14 protein-coding genes are annotated in these 15,723 nt (G+C 64.0%); 8 read left to right on the top strand and 6 right to left on the bottom strand.

All coding sequences use genetic code 11. The features are described 5' to 3' along the window. Positions 1-9: 9 nt before the first annotated feature. A complete protein-coding gene (gene purM, locus AC1DYX_RS00660) occupies positions 10-1,053 on the top strand; it encodes a phosphoribosylformylglycinamidine cyclo-ligase (protein ID WP_477255242.1) in 1,044 nt (347 codons plus the stop codon). Between the two features lie 127 nt (positions 1,054-1,180). Here the strand turns inward: purM and AC1DYX_RS00665 are convergent, their stop codons facing one another. The 4 genes from AC1DYX_RS00665 to AC1DYX_RS00680 are packed head-to-tail and all read right to left on the bottom strand — an operon-like array spanning position 1,181 to position 5,868. Continuing rightward, positions 1,181-3,277 (bottom strand): sodium:solute symporter family protein, encoded by a 2,097-nt coding sequence (locus AC1DYX_RS00665; protein ID WP_477255244.1) that lies wholly within the window; start codon positions 3,275-3,277, stop codon positions 1,181-1,183. Further along, positions 3,274-3,588: a DUF4212 domain-containing protein gene (locus AC1DYX_RS00670; protein ID WP_477255246.1), complete on the bottom strand. Its 315-nt coding sequence runs from the start codon at positions 3,586-3,588 to the stop codon at positions 3,274-3,276. The genes AC1DYX_RS00665 and AC1DYX_RS00670 overlap by 4 nt, the downstream gene beginning before the upstream one ends. Beyond that, positions 3,560-5,086 carry a sensor histidine kinase N-terminal domain-containing protein gene (locus AC1DYX_RS00675; protein WP_477255275.1) on the bottom strand — a complete coding sequence of 509 codons (1,527 nt, stop codon included), beginning with the start codon at positions 5,084-5,086 and terminating at the stop codon, positions 3,560-3,562. Before AC1DYX_RS00675 ends, AC1DYX_RS00670 begins: the two co-directional genes overlap by 29 nt. Before the next feature lie 47 nt (positions 5,087-5,133). Then, positions 5,134-5,868: a response regulator gene (locus AC1DYX_RS00680; protein ID WP_477255248.1), complete on the bottom strand. Its 735-nt coding sequence runs from the start codon at positions 5,866-5,868 to the stop codon at positions 5,134-5,136. Between the two features lie 201 nt (positions 5,869-6,069). Here AC1DYX_RS00680 and recA point away from each other — a divergent pair, with 201 nt between their 5' ends. The 7 genes from recA to AC1DYX_RS00715 all read left to right on the top strand — a co-directional run bounded on the left by recA (position 6,070) and on the right by AC1DYX_RS00715 (position 13,029). Then, entirely contained in the window at positions 6,070-7,149 is a 1,080-nt protein-coding gene (gene recA, locus AC1DYX_RS00685; RefSeq protein WP_477255250.1) for a recombinase RecA, read from the top strand. Between the two features lie 50 nt (positions 7,150-7,199). Then, positions 7,200-7,661 carry a recombination regulator RecX gene (gene recX, locus AC1DYX_RS00690; protein WP_477255252.1) on the top strand — a complete coding sequence of 154 codons (462 nt, stop codon included), beginning with the start codon at positions 7,200-7,202 and terminating at the stop codon, positions 7,659-7,661. 358 nt (positions 7,662-8,019) lie between these two features. Further along, positions 8,020-8,577 carry a DUF2889 domain-containing protein gene (locus tag AC1DYX_RS00695; protein WP_477255254.1) on the top strand — a complete coding sequence of 186 codons (558 nt, stop codon included), beginning with the start codon at positions 8,020-8,022 and terminating at the stop codon, positions 8,575-8,577. Between the two features lie 87 nt (positions 8,578-8,664). Continuing rightward, positions 8,665-9,834 carry an ADP-forming succinate--CoA ligase subunit beta gene (sucC, locus tag AC1DYX_RS00700; RefSeq protein WP_477255256.1) on the top strand — a complete coding sequence of 390 codons (1,170 nt, stop codon included), beginning with the start codon at positions 8,665-8,667 and terminating at the stop codon, positions 9,832-9,834. A gap of 17 nt (positions 9,835-9,851) precedes the next feature. Further along, positions 9,852-10,733 carry a succinate--CoA ligase subunit alpha gene (gene sucD, locus AC1DYX_RS00705; RefSeq protein ID WP_477255258.1) on the top strand — a complete coding sequence of 294 codons (882 nt, stop codon included), beginning with the start codon at positions 9,852-9,854 and terminating at the stop codon, positions 10,731-10,733. Between the two features lie 324 nt (positions 10,734-11,057). Beyond that, complete coding sequence (locus AC1DYX_RS00710) at positions 11,058-11,489, top strand: pilin (RefSeq protein WP_477255260.1); 432 nt, start codon at positions 11,058-11,060, stop codon at positions 11,487-11,489. Positions 11,490-11,565: 76 nt separating this feature from the next. Beyond that, positions 11,566-13,029 (top strand): O-antigen ligase family protein, encoded by a 1,464-nt coding sequence (locus tag AC1DYX_RS00715; protein ID WP_477255262.1) that lies wholly within the window; start codon positions 11,566-11,568, stop codon positions 13,027-13,029. Between the two features lie 4 nt (positions 13,030-13,033). On the opposite strand, the gene AC1DYX_RS00720 is transcribed toward AC1DYX_RS00715, so the two are convergent. Together AC1DYX_RS00720 and AC1DYX_RS00725 are read right to left on the bottom strand one after the other, a co-directional pair. Then, positions 13,034-13,750 (bottom strand): flagellar brake protein, encoded by a 717-nt coding sequence (locus AC1DYX_RS00720; RefSeq protein ID WP_477255264.1) that lies wholly within the window; start codon positions 13,748-13,750, stop codon positions 13,034-13,036. A 63-nt stretch (positions 13,751-13,813) separates the two neighbouring features. Further along, positions 13,814-15,723: S9 family peptidase (locus AC1DYX_RS00725; RefSeq protein ID WP_477255266.1), on the bottom strand; the 1,910-nt coding region annotated here is incomplete at its 5' end.

Raw genomic sequence — 15,723 nt, forward strand, 5'->3', positions numbered from 1 at the left:
CCAAATACCATGAGCCAACCATCTAATGTTTCTCTCTCCTACCGCGACGCCGGTGTCGATATCGATGCCGGTGACGCCCTGGTCGAAGCGATCAAACCTTTTGCCAAGCGCACCATGCGCGAAGGCGTGCTCGGCGGTATTGGCGGATTCGGCGCGCTGTTCGAAATCAGCAAGAAGTACAAGGAACCGGTCCTCGTGTCCGGCACCGACGGCGTCGGCACCAAGCTGAAGCTGGCGTTCGAGCTGAACCGCCACGACACGGTCGGCATCGACCTCGTCGCCATGAGCGTCAACGACATCCTCGTGCAGGGCGCCGAGCCGCTGTTCTTCCTGGATTACTTTGCCTGCGGCAAGCTGGACGTGCCGACCGCCACCGCCGTCGTGAAAGGCATCGCCGCCGGCTGCGAACAGGCCGGCTGCGCCCTGATCGGCGGTGAAACGGCCGAAATGCCGAGCATGTACCCGGACGGCGAATACGACCTGGCCGGCTTCGCCGTCGGCGCCGTGGAAAAATCGCAGATCATCGACGGCAGCAAGATCGCCCCGGGCGACGTCGTGCTGGGCCTGGCCTCGTCGGGCATCCATTCGAACGGCTACTCGCTGGTGCGCAAGATCATCGAAGTGTCGAAGCCGGACCTGGAAGCCGACTTCCACGGCCGCAAGCTGTCCGACGCGCTGATGCAGCCGACCCGCATCTACGTCAAGCCGCTGCTGGCGCTGATGCAGTCGATGGAAGTGAAGGGCCTCGTGCACATCACGGGCGGCGGCCTCGTCGAGAACATCCCGCGCGTGCTGGCCGACAACCTGACGGCCGTGCTCGACAGCAAGTCGTGGACCCTGCCGCCGCTGTTCCAGTGGCTGCAGCAGCACGGCGGCGTGGCCGACGCCGAGATGCACCGCGTGTTCAACTGCGGCATCGGCATGACCGTGATCGTCTCGAAGGAAAACGCGGACGCGGCCGAAGCCCAGCTGAAGGCAGCTGGCGAGACCGTCTACCGCATCGGCGAGATCCGCGCGCGCGGCGAAGGCCAGGCGCAGACGATTGTCGAATAAGCCTACCGCTTGCTGAGCAGTAGGGTGGGCACCCCGTGCCCACGCGGATGTATGCGGATTGCAAACGTCCGCGTGGGCGGAGGCCGCCCACCCTACATGGATAACGGGGCGCCGCGGCGCCCCGTTATCATTCCGGCGCCCGGATATGCTCCACCAGCCCCCGGCTCGCGCGCGGCGGCGGCGCCGTCACGAGGCTCACCAGCACGAGTCCCACCGCACCGGCAGGTACGCCGAACACGCCGGCCGAGATGGGCGCGATGTGGAACCAGACGCCCTCCAGGCTGCCGCCCAGCATCGGATTCGTGTGCAGCATGTAGTACGTGCACACGAGGAATCCGGTCGCCATGCCCGCGATCGCGCCCGCGAAATTGGCGCGCTTCCAGAACACGCCCGCGACCAGCGCCGGGAACATCGTCGATCCCGCGAGCGAGAACGCGGCGCCGACGAGCGACAGGATGTCGGCCGGCTTCTGCGACGCCACATAGGCGGCGATGAAGGCGACCGCCAGCAGCAGCAGCTTCGAGATCGTCACGCGCTTCTGCGTCGAGGCGCCCGGGTCGACGATCTTGAAATAGATGTCGTGCGACAGCGCGTTCGAGATCGCCAGCAGCAGGCCGTCCGCCGTGGACAGCGCCGCCGCCAGGCCGCCGGCCGCGACGAGGCCCGAGATCACGTACGGCAGCCCGCCGATCTCGGGCGTGGCCAGGGTGAGCACGTCGCCGTCGATCGCGACCTCGGCCAGCTGCACGATGCCGTCGCCGTTGACGTCGACGATGCTGATCAACGGGTTCGACTTGTCGACGTTGGCCCAGTACGAGACCCAGGTCGGCAGCGTATCGTAGCTGGTGCCGACGACGGCCGTATAGATGTCGTACTTGGCGAGCACGGCCAGCGCCGGCATCGTCAGGTAGATCAGCAGGATGAAGAACAGCGTCCAGAACACCGATACGCGCGTCTCGTGCACCGACGGCGTCGTGTAGGCGCGCATCAGGATGTGCGGCAGGGCGGCCGTGCCGAACATCAGGCAGAACACGAGGGCGAGGAAGTTGTTGCGGCGGATGTCGGATTGCTGCCGGGTCTTGCCGGGGAACGGTTCCGCGTGCGGCTCGGGCGGCTGGGCGCGCGCCAGGTTGGCGGCGCGCAGGTCGCCCCACACGTGCGCGGCTTCTTCCGCCGTGCGCGGATAGTCCAGCAGCGCGCGCTCGGCGCTTCTGACCTCGCCCAGCGGCGCGTTGCGGCCGCGCGCCGCGTCCAGGCGGCGCTGCGCCGCGATCTTGCCCGCTTCCCAGGAATGGGGCAGGTCGGCCACGCGCGCGCCGTATTCGTCGGCGCGGGCGCGAAAAACGGCGCGCACCTGGGCTTCGCGCGGGTCCGCCGCCAGCTGGGCCTCGCGCTTGGCCAGCTTGGGCAGCACGGAGCCGTACGCGACCTGCGGCACCGGATTGCCGGCGAATTTTGCGGACAGCCAGATCGTCGGGATCAGGAAGGCGACGAGGATGATGATGTATTGCGCCACCTGCGTCCACGTGATGGCGCGCATTCCGCCGAGGAACGAGCACACGAGGATACTGGCCAGGCCGAGGAAGATGCCGACCGAGAAATCGACGCCCGTGAAGCGCGACGCGATCAGGCCCACGGCGTAGATCTGCGCGACGACGTACGTGAACGAGACGATGATGGTGGCGCCCACGGCCAGTGCGCGCACGAGGTTGCCGCGCCGCGCATCGTCGCCTTCACCGTCGCCGCCGTAGCGCGCCGCGAGGAAGTCGGGGATCGTGTACTGGGCGAAGCGGCGCAGATAGGGCGCGATCAGCAGCGCGACGAGGCAGTAGCCGCCCGTCCAGCCCATCACGTAGGCGAGGGCGTCGAAGCCGTGCAGGTACAAGGTGCCGGCGAGGCTGATGAAGCTGGCCGCCGAGATCCAGTCGGCCGCCGTCGCCATGCCGTTGAACAGCGCCGGCACCCTGCGTCCCGCCACGTAGTACTCGGACACGTTCGACGTGCGGCTGACGACGCCGATGATCGCGTACAGGACGATCGTCGCAAACATGTACAGGTGCCCGATCCACTGGCGCGGCATCCCTTCGTTTTCCAGGATCGCGAGCGCGCCGAGGAACAGGCCGAAGCACAGCGTGAACCACAGGTAGTAGCGCGCCAGGCGGTGGAAATAGCTGCGCGTCTTCGCCTTCGTGGAGGTTGCAGTGGGTGGAGCGGCGCCCGTCATGGCCGTTCCTCCAGCATGCGTATGAAATCGCGGTCGAGGATGCGCATGCGCCAGGCGTACGCGCCGATGATGCACAGATAGGTCAGCGACGCACCCTGGGCCGCGAGGTAGAACGACAGCTGCCAGCCGAACACGGACAGGTGCGCGAGGTCGCGCGCGAAGAACACGGTGCAGAAGGTCGTGGCCAGCCATAGTGCGAGCAGCAGCGCGACCAGGCGGCGCGCGCGCGCCCAGTGCGCGGCGCGTGCGGCATAGACCCGCTGCAGGCGGTCGGGTTGGGGATCAGAGGAAGAGGCGGTCGCGGTCGGCATCGGGTACGAGCGTGGCGGATGGCGGGAAGGTCAGCCGGAACAGGCTGCCCGGGAATTTTTTGTGCGTGCTGCGCGGGTTGTTGAAGATCTCGATCCCGGCGCCGTGCTGCTGCGCGATCTCGCGCACGATGGCGAGGCCCAGGCCGGAACCGGACGCGCTCGAACCGAGGATGCGGTAGAAGCGCTCGAACACGCGGTGGCGCTCGGATGGCGCGATGCCGGGGCCGGTGTCCTCGACTTCCAGCAGGGCCTGGTCGCCGTGGCCGATATTCGTTCCGCGCACGCGCACGGTGACGCTGCCCTGGGGCGGCGTGTAGCGCAGCGCGTTGTCGATCAGGTTCGACAACAGCTCGCGCAGCATCATCGCATTGCCGGCGATTTCCGGCGGGTGGCCGATGACTTCGTAGCCGAGGTCGATCTCGTGCGCGAACGAGGCCTGCACCCAGTCCTGCACGACGTCGCGTGCCAGAGCCGCGAGGTCGAGCGGTGCCAGCGCCAGGCCGGCGTGCGGCTGGTTCTCGGCACGGGCCAGCGCCAGCAGCTGGTTCACGAGGCGCGTGGCCGATTCCGAACTCTTGGCCAGCTGTTCCAGCGAGCGGTGGATCTCGTTCGGATCGACCTGGCGCAGCGCGAGTTCCGACTGCATGCGCATGCCCGCCAGCGGCGTCTTCATCTGGTGCGCGGCGTCGGCGATGAAGCGCTTCTGCGCGGCGATCGTGTGTGCCAGGCGCGCCAGCATGTCGTTCAACGAGCCGACCAGCGGCGAGATCTCTTCCGGCACCTGGCGCGAATCGATCGGCGACAGATCGTCCGGCGGGCGCGCCCGGATGCGTTCCTGCAGCTGTGCCAGCGGCGACAGCCCGCGCGACAGGGCGAACCAGACGAGGGCCAGGATCACGGGCAGGATGATGAACTGCGGCAGGATCACGCCCTTGATGATCTCGTTGGCCAGCTGCGCCCGTTTTTCCAGCGTCTCCGCCACCTGCACGAGGGCGAGGCGCGGATCCTCGCTGGCGTCCAGCAGCGGCTGCAGGTTGACCCAGGCATAGGCGACGCGCACCGGCGTGCCGTGCAGGCTCTCGGTGCGGAAATGCACGCGGCCGCTGCGTTCGGCGTCGTCGGCGTTCGGCAGCGGCAGGTCGCGGTCGCCGTCGACGATCTCGCCGCGCGGGCCGCTGATCTGGAAATACACGCTGTCGACGTCGTCGGCGCGCAGGATGTCGCGCGCGGTGCCGGGCAGGCGCGCGACCACTTTACCGTCCACTTCCTTCACCTGCTGCGCGAGCACGGTGACGCTGTCCTCCAGCGCGTGGTCGAACGGCTGGTTCGCGATCGACTTCGCGACGAGGTAGGTGATCGCGATGCTCATCGGCCACAGCAGCAGCAGCGGCGCCAGCATCCAGTCGAGGATCTCGCCGAACAGCGAGTGCTGGATGCTTTCTTCCGGCTCGGGTTGCGCCGGGACGTACAGCGGTTCGAGCGGCTCCGGGACCGGCAGCGGATCGGACGACGGATCCGGCCCGGCGGCGCGCTGCCTGAATCGTTTCACTTGTGGCTGCTGGCCGAATCCGCGCTCTTGCGGGCGCCGTCGCGGACATTGTCACGCGGACTGTCCGAATAGCGTTCGAGGCAGTAACCGAGGCCGCGCACGGTGGCGATGCGGATGCCGCCCGTCTCGATCTTCTTGCGCAGGCGGTGCACGTAGACTTCGATGGCGTTGTTCGACACTTCCTCGCCCCATTCGCACAGGTGGTCGACCAGCTGCTCCTTGGAGACGAGGCGCCCGGTGCGCGCGAGCAGGATCTCCAGCAGGCCCAGCTCGCGCGCGGACAGGTCGAGCATCTGGTCGTTGATGTAGGCGCTGCGGCCGACCTGGTCGTACACGAGCGGGCCGTGGCGGATCACGGTGGAGCCGCCGCCCTGGCCGCGGCGGGTGAGGGCGCGCACGCGCGCTTCCAGCTCGGACAGGGCGAACGGCTTGGGCATGTAGTCGTCGGCGCCGGCGTCGAGGCCGCCCACGCGCTGCTCGATGGAGTCGGCCGCGGTGAGGATCAGCACGGGCAGCAGCGAGCCGCGCGCGCGCAGGCGGCGCAGCACGTCCAGGCCGGAGAGGCGGGGCAGGCCGAGATCGAGGATCAGGAGGTCGAATTCCTGGGTGGACAGTGCCGTGTCGGCGTCCTGGCCGTTCTTCACGCAGTCGATCGCGTAGCCGGACTGGCGCAACGAGCGCGTCAATCCGTCAGCGAGCACGCTGTCATCTTCGGCAAGTAAAATACGCATCACACTCTCCCGGTTTTCATCTTTGGACGTTGTTGTTTCGTATATTGTGTTGGATATTGCGTAACAAGTCGAATCGGTCAACGGAATGTCACACGACTGTAAATAGCGCTTGCCAAAACCACTGGATTTTTATACAGTACTTCTTATTGAAATCGCGCGAGCGGCCCACACCTTGGTTCACTCTAGGACAGAAAGAAAGTTATGGACGACAAGAAATCCGCAGTAAACGCATCCGAGAAGGGCAAAGCGCTGGCAGCGGCCCTCGCACAGATCGAAAAGCAATTTGGTAAAGGCTCGGTGATGCGCATGGACGCCAACGCGCCCGTCGAGGAGGTGCAAACCGTCTCGACCGGCTCGCTGGGCCTGGACATCGCTCTCGGCGTCGGCGGCCTGCCGCGCGGCCGTATCGTCGAGATCTACGGTCCTGAATCGTCGGGCAAGACGACGCTGACCCTGCAGACCATCGCCCAGATGCAGAAGATGGGTGGTACCTGCGCGTTCATCGACGCCGAACACGCCCTCGACGTGACCTATGCGCAAAAGCTGGGCATCAAGCTGGACGAGCTGCTGATCTCGCAGCCGGACACCGGTGAACAGGCGCTGGAAATCACGGACGCCCTCGTGCGCTCGGGCAGTGTCGACATGGTGGTCATCGACTCGGTGGCGGCACTGACGCCGCGCGCCGAGATCGAAGGCGACATGGGCGATTCCCTGCCGGGCCTGCAGGCCCGCCTGATGTCGCAGGCGCTGCGCAAGCTGACCGCATCGATCAACCGTACGAACACCCTGGTGATCTTCATTAACCAGATCCGTATGAAGATCGGCGTCATGTTCGGCAGCCCGGAAACGACGACCGGCGGTAACGCGCTGAAGTTCTACGCCTCCGTGCGCCTGGACATCCGCCGTACCGGCTCGATCAAGACCGGCGACGAGGTGATCGGTAACGAAACCAAGGTCAAGGTTGTCAAGAACAAGATCGCGCCGCCGTTCAAGGAAGCGCACTTCGACATCCTGTACGGCGAAGGCACGTCGCGCGAAGGCGAGATCATCGACCTGGGCGTGGACAACAAGATCGTCGAGAAGTCGGGTTCGTGGTACAGCTATAACGGCGAACGCATCGGCCAGGGCAAGGACAATGCCCGTATCTTCCTGAAAGAGCGCCCAGCCCTGGCACGCGAGATCGAAAACAAGGTCCGCGCCGCCCTCGGCGTGCGTGAACTGCCGCCGGCCCCGGCCGGTGACGGTGCCGCCCAGCTGGCAGCCGTTGGCGACGACGAGTAATCGTTGGTGCAGGGTTGGGCAACTGAGCCGGCAACTGGGAGGTTGCGCGCATGAGGCAACCTCTCAGCCTGAAGGCCCGCGCGTTGAAGTATCTGTCGACGCGCGAGCACAGCCGGCTCGAACTGGGCCGCAAGCTGGCCCGGTATGCCGAGGAGGGCGACGACGTCGAAGCCCTCCTCGATTTCCTCGAAAAGAACAACTGGCTGTCGCAGGAGCGTTTTGCCGAATCGCTCGTGCACCGGCGTGCCGGTCGCTACGGCAACAGCCGCGTGCTCTCCGAACTGCAGCAGCACGGCGTCAAGGGCGACGCCCTCGACGAGCTGAAGTCCGGGCTGAAGGAATCCGAAACCGCACGGGCCCGTGAAGTCTGGCGCCGTAAATTCGGCAGGGTGCCGCAGGATGCCGAAGAGCGCAGTAAACAAATGCGGTTCCTGCTGCAGCGCGGTTTTTCCCAAAGCGCGGTACGCGCCGCGCTCAAGGGTGGTGGTGACGACGAGGACGACATCGTCTGATGCTGGCTGGTGCCGAAGGCGCGCCGACCGTCATCCGTTCATCCGATCTTCGAGGCTGTGACGGCCGACTGATCTCATCATTGTGAATATCCGACTGTCGCCGTGTTTATGACAGTCCAGCTGCGCCAACATGGTGCAAATTTGCGCTTTCGGCATCTCAAGTTCACAACATCTCCCTGCATCTTCCCTTCAAAAACCCTTGTGTAACCGGGGAAACGGTGCACAGGCCATCACCCTGTGCTAAACTTTCATGGTTTAAGCAGCGCCGCAAGAGCGGTTGTTGCCGTAGAAGCTGCGGCAACGTGCATCAGGCACAACGGCTGCAAATTTTTTCGCCGCATACCGGCATTTGGTGTTTATGCCCCTGTCTCCTCCCGCTCCGCGTAAGCCAAGGCACACGCGCGCCATTACCGTCGAAGCGTACGCGCGCGACGATGGCCTGTGGGACCTCGACGCCTGCATCCGCGACACCAAGACGCATGACATCACCTTGCCTTCCGGTTCCCGTCCGGGTGGCTTGCCAGTGCACGATCTCAAGCTGCGCGTGACCATCGACCGCGACATGACCATCGTCGACGCCGAAGCCGCGTCCGATGCCGTACCCTATCCCGGTTTCTGCGACACGATCGCTCCCGCCTATAAAAAGCTGATCGGCTTGTCGCTGTTGAAACATTTCCGATTGCATCTGAAGGACCGCCTGTCCGGGGTACTCGGCTGCACCCACCTGACCGAACTCGCGCAAGTCCTGCCCACCGCGGCAATCCAGGCCTTCGCCGACGACGCGATGGCCAACCGCTCGGACGACGTCTCGACCGAGCGGCCTTACGAACTGGACCGCTGCCACGCGTTGCGCCTCGATGGCCCTGCCGTCGAGACGTATTACCCGCGCTGGGCGCTCAAGGCGGTGCCGGGGTAGTGTTGTCCGGAGTAGACTCCGGCTTTGTCGCTTTATTTTTAAACCGCATTTCTAAACTACATCAGTAACAGAAGAAGGGAAGCCAGCATGAAAATCCATGAGTATCAGGGCAAAGAGATCCTCCGAAAATTCGGAGTGACCGTTCCGCGCGGCATTCCGTGCGACTCGGTCGACGGCGCTGTCAAGGCAGCTGAAGAGCTGGGCGGCCCGGTCTGGGTGGTCAAGGCMCAGATCCATGCYGGCGGCCGCGGCAAGGGCGGCGGCGTGAAAGTTGCCAAGTCGCTGGACCAGGTGCGCGAATACGCGAACCAGATCCTGGGCATGCARCTGGTSACCCACCAGACCGGTCCGGAAGGCCAGAAAGTCCGCCGCCTGCTGATCGAAGAAGGCGCCGACATCAAGAAAGAACTGTACGTGTCGCTGGTTACCGACCGCGTCACCCAGAAAGTCGTGCTGATGGCCTCGTCGGAAGGCGGCATGGACATCGAAGAAGTCGCGCACAGCAATCCGGAAAAGATCCACAACGTCGTGATCGACCCGAAGATCGGCCTGACCGACGCGGACGCCGACGACGTCTCGCGCAAGATCGGCGTGCCGGAAGGCTCGATCGCCGCTGCGCGCGCGAACCTGCAAGGCCTGTACAAAGCGTACTGGGAAACCGACGCATCGCTGGCTGAAATCAACCCGCTGATCCTGACCGGCGACGGTAAAGTGGTCGCCCTGGACGCCAAGTTCAACTTCGACGCGAACGCCCTGTTCCGTCATCCGGAAATCGTCGCCTACCGCGACCTGGACGAAGAAGATCCGGCCGAAGTCGAAGCATCGAAATTCGACCTGGCTTACATTTCGCTGGACGGTAACATCGGCTGCCTCGTGAACGGCGCCGGCCTGGCCATGGCGACCATGGACACCATCAAGCTGTTTGGCGGCGAACCGGCCAACTTCCTGGACGTGGGCGGCGGCGCAACGGCCGAGAAGGTCACCGAAGCCTTCAAGATCATGCTGAAGAACCCGGGCCTGAAAGCCATCCTGGTCAACATCTTCGGCGGCATCATGCGTTGCGACGTGATCGCCGAAGGCGTGATCACCGCTTCGAAGGCCGTGTCGCTGCAAGTGCCGCTGGTCGTGCGCATGAAGGGCACCAACGAAGACCTGGGCAAGAAAATGCTGGCCGACTCCGGCCTGCCGATCATCTCGGCCGACACCATGGAAGACGCAGCGAAGCAGGTCGTTGCTGCTGCAGCTGGCCAAGCTTAATTCGCGAAGGAAATAAAATGTCGATTCTGATTAACAAAGACACCAAAGTCATCACCCAAGGTATCACCGGCAAGACCGGCCAATTCCACACCCGCATGTGCCGCGACTACGCGAACGGCCGCGAAGCCTTCGTCGCAGGCGTGAACCCGAAGAAAGCCGGTGAGGACTTCGAGGGTATCCCCATCTTCGCGAGCGTCAAGGAAGCCAAGCAGGAAACCGGCGCAACCGTGTCGGTCATCTACGTCCCGCCCGCAGGCGCCGCCGCCGCCATCTGGGAAGCCGTGGAAGCCGAGCTGGACCTGGCCATCTGCATCACCGAAGGCATCCCCGTCCGTGACATGATGGAAGTCAAGGACCGCATGGCCAAGGCCGGTTCGAAGACCCTGCTGCTGGGTCCGAACTGCCCGGGTCTGATCACCCCGGACGAAATCAAGATCGGCATCATGCCGGGCCACATCCACAAGAAAGGCCGCATCGGCGTCGTGTCCCGTTCTGGCACGCTGACGTACGAAGCCGTCGGTCAGCTGACCGCGCTGGGCCTGGGCCAGTCGTCGGCAGTCGGCATCGGTGGCGACCCGATCAACGGTCTGAAGCACATCGACGTGATGAAGATGTTCAACGACGATCCGGACACGGACGCCGTCATCATGATCGGTGAGATCGGCGGCCCGGACGAGGCCAACGCCGCTTACTGGATCAAGGACAACATGAAGAAGCCGGTCGTCGGCTTCATCGCCGGCGTCACCGCGCCGCCGGGCAAGCGCATGGGCCACGCCGGTGCGCTGATCTCGGGCGGTGCCGACACGGCACAAGCCAAGCTGGAAATCATGGAAGCCTGCGGTATCAAGGTCACCAAGAACCCGTCGGAAATGGCCCGTCTGCTGAAGGCGATGCTGTAATCCTGCGGATTCGCATCCAATGAAACGGGACGCTGCACGCAGCGTCCCGTTTTTTTTCGTCTGCGCTGGCACGACAGGCTGACAATTTTTGTCGCAACTCAACAGAATCCGTCGTGCTGACAATTTTCGCCATGCCAGGGTGACAAAAATTGTCATGCAGCAAGGCAAAAAACACACGAAAACCCACAATTCGATGTCGCCGTACTAACGATTCCGTACGGAAACGTCCTGGCACGCCGATTGCATAGTGTAAAGGGCAGAAGCAAGCAGTACCAGATACGAAGTACCCCTTTAATTTTTGCAGTACCTACCTGGAGAAACATCATGAAAGCACCGAAAATCGTCAAGAAAGCCCAAGCCGGCTTCACCCTGATCGAACTGATGATCGTTGTCGCGATCATCGGTATCCTGGCCGCCGTGGCGATCCCGGCATACCAGGACTACGTCGCCAAGTCGAAGTTCGCCGCTGCACTGGGTGAAGTTTCGGCAGGCAAGACCGGCTTCGAAGTCAAACTGAACGAAGGCGCGACGCCGTCCAAGCCGGAAGACGTCGGCCTGTCGGCCACCGCAACCGCCAACTGCTCGAAGTTCGACGTGGACGGCACCACCCTGACGTGCACGATCGTCGGCGGCCCGTCGAGCGTCGCAACAGAAAAGATCGTCCTGACCCGCAATACCGACGGCGGCTGGACCTGCGCAGCGACCGTCAAGCAGAAGCTGATCGGCACCGCGGGCGTCTGCGTCGGCCAGAGCTAATCGGACATCGTCTGCTGACGATCCCTGTAAATGCCGCTCAGTGTAAGCTGAGCGGCATTTTTCATTTTCTTCGACCATGACAACGACGACTGTAACCGCCAAGCTTGACGACCATCCCACCTGGAAGCGGATCGCAGCGGTCGCTTGGCCGCTGTCTTTGATCGTTGTTTTGGGAATCAATTTCTTGAGCAGGAATGGACACGATGAACAGCGTATCCATGAAATAGCGTTCCTGCTGCTCGCGGGATTCGTCCTCGTTCTCGCCAGATCCCGTGGGCTGATGACATTCCTCGGCGCCTCCAGGGGCGGCCGCGCGCTGGCCCTGTTTTTCGCGTATGGCACCGCTTCGGCCACGATGGCCCATTCGCCCGCCTACGCCGGGGTCGAGGTGGCGATGTTCGTGCTGTTGCTGGCCAGCGCACTGGCGATTGCCGACCAGATCCAACGCGGCGGCATCCGGCTGATGCGGATTGCGCTGCAGGCGCTCGGTTGCGCGGCCACGCTGCACGCGGTCCGGATCATCGTCAACTACTGTGCGTCCTTTGCGCTGGACACCAATCTCGAACCGATGGACTTTGCGCCCGGCTTCAGCCATATCCGCTTTTTCAACCATACGCAGACGGTGTTACTCCCTCTGCTCGTTCTTCTTTACTGCCTCACGTCACCGGTTTCCCGCCTGCGTTACCTGTGGTTCACACTGATCTCACTCTGGTGGTTGAGCATATTCGCCACCACGGGCCGTGGCAGCCTGACGGGGCTTGCGGCCGGCGCGATGCTCGCCGCGATCGTCATGCGGCGTTCCGCAGCCGCTTACCTGAAGGTATTTGCGTTGACTTTCGCAACCGGTATCGCCATGTATGTCGTCTTTCTCGTCATCGTACCGGTGCTTGCCGGACATGCCGTCTTCGGCGCCTTCGAATTTGCCCTCGAACGCAGCAAGAGCGATCCTTCGAGCATGCGATTTTATATATGGGGGAACGCGCTTGAACTGATCCGCCAGCATCCCTGGTTCGGTGTCGGCCCCATGCATTTCGCCCACGATGCCCTCCGTTTCCGCTGGGCGGCACATCCGCACGACTGGGGACTGCAGATTGCGGCCGAGTGGGGGCTGCCGGCGCTGCTGTTGCTCTGCTTCGCGCTGTTTCAAGGCATGCGTGCGCTGGTGCGTTCACGGGCAGGCGTGGCATCCATCGAGAGCGGCGGGATGGTGTTGCCGGCATTGCTGGTCAGTGGCGCCGCAGTGCTCGTCGACGGTCTGGTGTCGGGCCTGATCGCGATGCCGCAAAGCCAACTGGCAATCGCCTTGTACCTGGGATTTGCCATTGCCTGGGTACGCATGAGCGCCCCCGCAGAGCGGCCGCGGCCCACGGCCGGGGTGGCAATGCGGTTCGCCAACGTACTGGTCCTTCTGGTCGCACTGGTCAGCCTGGCCGAGGGCGTGTACCCCGACGTTACGGATTTGATCAATGACGGTACGCCAAACGCCGCCGTGAACCGCGGCCTGCGCTGGCCGCGCCTGTGGGAGCTCGGTTTTTTCTGAGCTGCTACACGATCTTCTGCCGATCCGCCAGCAACGCCTCATACGTCATGTTCTGCAACAACGTGTAGTGCGCCGGATTCAGACTCGTGAACTGCACACCGTAAGCATAGCCCTCGGCCTGTTCCGCTCCGCTGGACAGCGCGCTGATGTTGCGCACAACCGCACGCGCGCGGACCCGGACCTCCTGGTTGTTGGGCGGTGCCTGCAGGATGAATTCCAGGTCGAATTCGTCCTCATCCTGCGGAAGACTCTTCTGTGATGCGATGCGTGCGCCGTTCACGCTCAGGTTGGTCACGAGACACTCCACGGCCGGCACGGCACCGCTGGCCGGGATGATGCGGGCGGGAATGTCGACCTTGACCCGCATCGCCGTGCGCAGGCTCGTGCCCTGGATCGAGTCCGGGAACGAGATATGGGCATACAGCAGCGGCCGGCCGAAGACCCGCTCGACCGTGCATGCGAACGAGCACACGTGAATGCCCGAGAACACGCGCATGGTCAGGCGCTCGCCTTCCACCAGCGGGATCGGCGCGCCGTTATCCGTTGGGATCTTGACGATCATGTACTCGTCCTTCACCCAGCCGATCAGCGTGGAAAAGTGCTGCACGGGTTTCAGGCGCCGGTGCGTGATGAACTGGAGGCGAACGCCGACCTGCAGGTTCATCGACTCGAATTCGAATTCCTGAGGTTTCGGTTCACGTTCCGCTTGCTGGTCGTTCATGATCATCCTTTGCTTCGTGCCAATAGTAGCACTGTGGCAATTTTTTGGGCGACGCCGCGTGGCTTACTGTTTCAGGTACGCATCCAGCCAACCGAGGACGGTGTGATGCCACAGCACCGAATTGGCRGGTTTCAGGACCCAATGGTTCTCGTCCGGGAAGACGAGCAGCTTGCTCTCGATGCCGCGGCGTTGCAGCGCGGTGAACGTGGACAGGCCCTGGGTCGTCGGGATGCGGAAGTCGAGATCGCCCTGCACGACGAGCATCGGCGTCTTCCACTTGTTCACGTGCAGCACCGGGTTGAAGCGCTCATGCTTTTCCGGCACGGCGAAATACGGACCGCCGTTTTCCCAGTCGGTGAACCATAGTTCTTCGGTGGAATACGCCATGCCGCGGGTGTCGAACACGCCGTCGTGGTTGACGATGCATTTGAAGCCGTCCGACCAGTTACCCTCGATCCAGTTCATCATGTAGCCGCCGTACGAGGCGCCCAGCGCGCACGCGCGCGAGCGGTCCAGCCAGTCGTACTTTGCCACGGCCGCGGCCAGGCCTTTTTTCAGGTCGTCGAATGGCTTGCCGCCCCAGTCGCCGCTGATGGCGTCCGTGAATTTCTGGCCGTAGCCGGTCGAGCCATGGAAATCGATGAACACGGTGGCGTAGCCCGCGCCCGCATACACCTGCGGGTTCCAGCGGTAGCTCCAGGCATTGCCGAAGCTTCCCTCCGGGCCGCCGTGCACGAGGAACGCGATCGGGTATTTCTTGCCCGGTTCATAGTTCCATGGTTTCATCACGTGGCCATAGACGGTGTCGCCGTTCGCGCCCTTGAACGAGAACTGCTCGTAATCTCCCCAGCGCACATCTGTCAGTTTCTCTTCGTTCAAGTGGGTCAGCTGCGTCGGCTTGTTGCTGCCCAGCTGCATGCTGAACAATTGTGCGCCCGAGGCCAGGTTCGTCTGCGTATAGGCGACCGTGTTGCCGCGCACGTCGAAGCCGCCGATGGCGCCCTTGTCCGTCAGCGGCGCGACTTTGCCGCTGGCCACGTCGATGGCGAACAGGCGGTGCTGGCCGATGTCTTCGGCGTCGGCGACCAGGGTCTTGCCGTCGGCTGTCCACCGGATGCCGCCCGGCGAGCGGTCCCAGCTCTCGGCCACGTTGCGCTTATTGCCGGTGGCGAGGTCGAGCAGCACGATGTGGTAGCGGTCCGCCTCGAAGCCGGGACGGGTCATGGCGAGATAGGCGAGGGTGCGGCCGTCCGGCGAGAACACGCTTTTCGTGTCCCAGGCGTTATTGTCGACCGTCAGGTTACGCGGCGTGCCGCCGGTCGCCGGTACCGCATACAGGTCGAAGTTGGTCGACCACGCTTCCGTCTTGCCGGCGATGCGCACCGAGAACACGACGGTCTTGCCGTCGGGGCTGAAACGGAATTCCTCGCGGTCGCCGAACGGTTTCGACGGCACGTCGCCGTCGAGCGAGCCCGACAGGCTGACGGGCGTGCCGGTCACGCGGCCGGCAGGTTCCAGCGGCGCCGAGTACAGCACGGCGTTGCGGCCGTCGGCCCACGTGTCCCAGTGGCGCACGAACAGGCGGTCGTAGACCTTGCCGCTGGCTTTGTCTTTCTCTTTGGCGTCCAGGCGCGCCTTCGTGCAGGCGAGGTCGGCGCAGTCGCGGAACACGGCCATGCTGAGCAGCATGCGGTCACCCGTCGGCGCGACGCGGAAGGCATCGACGTCGAGGGGCAGGTCCGTCACACGCACGGCCTCGCCACCCGCTGCCGGCACGCGCCAGACCTGGGACGAACCCGAGCGCGACGAGATGAAATAGATCGCGTCGCCGTTCGGCGACCATTCCGGATCCGTGCTGCTGGCGGTGTCCGACGTCAGGCGTTGCGGCGCAGGATGGGCGGCGCGCAGATCGACCAGGTACAGGTCGGTATGGCCGCGGTTCTTGCCCATGTCGGTCGTGCGCACCGTGTAGA

Source organism: Massilia sp. P2_C2 (genome assembly GCF_056404615.1).

Coding starts and splice junctions, on each gene's coding strand:
- purM (WP_477255242.1), top strand. CDS start 10: ATGAGCCAACCATCTAATGTTTCTCTCTCCTACCGCGACGCCGGTGTC.
- AC1DYX_RS00665 (WP_477255244.1), bottom strand. CDS start 3,277: ATGACGGGCGCCGCTCCACCCACTGCAACCTCCACGAAGGCGAAGACG.
- AC1DYX_RS00670 (WP_477255246.1), bottom strand. CDS start 3,588: ATGCCGACCGCGACCGCCTCTTCCTCTGATCCCCAACCCGACCGCCTG.
- AC1DYX_RS00680 (WP_477255248.1), bottom strand. CDS start 5,868: ATGCGTATTTTACTTGCCGAAGATGACAGCGTGCTCGCTGACGGATTG.
- recA (WP_477255250.1), top strand. CDS start 6,070: ATGGACGACAAGAAATCCGCAGTAAACGCATCCGAGAAGGGCAAAGCG.
- recX (WP_477255252.1), top strand. CDS start 7,200: ATGAGGCAACCTCTCAGCCTGAAGGCCCGCGCGTTGAAGTATCTGTCG.
- AC1DYX_RS00695 (WP_477255254.1), top strand. CDS start 8,020: ATGCCCCTGTCTCCTCCCGCTCCGCGTAAGCCAAGGCACACGCGCGCC.
- sucD (WP_477255258.1), top strand. CDS start 9,852: ATGTCGATTCTGATTAACAAAGACACCAAAGTCATCACCCAAGGTATC.
- AC1DYX_RS00710 (WP_477255260.1), top strand. CDS start 11,058: ATGAAAGCACCGAAAATCGTCAAGAAAGCCCAAGCCGGCTTCACCCTG.
- AC1DYX_RS00715 (WP_477255262.1), top strand. CDS start 11,566: ATGACAACGACGACTGTAACCGCCAAGCTTGACGACCATCCCACCTGG.
- AC1DYX_RS00720 (WP_477255264.1), bottom strand. CDS start 13,750: ATGAACGACCAGCAAGCGGAACGTGAACCGAAACCTCAGGAATTCGAA.